The organism is Vibrio sp. 2304, from assembly GCF_033339475.1.
Lineage (GTDB): Bacteria > Pseudomonadota > Gammaproteobacteria > Enterobacterales > Vibrionaceae > Vibrio > Vibrio alginolyticus.
Genome location: NZ_JAWOUQ010000126.1, coordinates 1 through 532 on the forward strand (window position 1 = coordinate 1; position 532 = coordinate 532).

Annotated in this window: 1 pseudogene; it reads left to right on the forward strand. The window is 48.3% G+C overall.

Features of this window, described 5'->3' with window-relative positions:
- A pseudogene (locus tag R7P64_RS24620) lies at window positions 1-532 on the forward strand (peptide ABC transporter permease); the annotation flags it as partial.

Sequence of the window (532 nt, forward strand, 5' to 3'; positions counted from 1 at the left end):
CTAACAAATAACGTTTATCAGGAAGAACGCATTCCAACTCAGTTTGAGCGATTTTGGCGTAGTTACCGCGCTAACGGTTTAGCGATGTTTGGCTTGTGGTGTTTAGGCTTGATTGTATTGATCACCATTTTAGCTCCGTGGCTTGCCCCGTTTGATCCACAAGCACAATCTGGTGAGTTACTCGTTCCCCCTTCATGGGCACCAGCGGGCACTGTCGATTACTTTCTAGGAACCGATGACTTAGGTCGTGATATTCTGTCGCGCTTGATCATGGGCTCTCAACTGACTTTTGGCGCAGCAGTTGGCATTACTGCGATTGCGACCATCGTAGGTTGCTTTATCGGGGTGCTGGCGGGGATGACGAAAGGTCTGCTTTCCAGTACTTTGAACCACCTTCTCGACACCGTTATGTCGATCCCATCGCTATTGCTCGCGATCATTTTTGTGGCATTCCTTGGCTTTGGTGAATTTAATATCTTGCTGGCGATTTGTTTGGCCCTGATCCCACGCTTTATTCGCTCGGTGTATATTG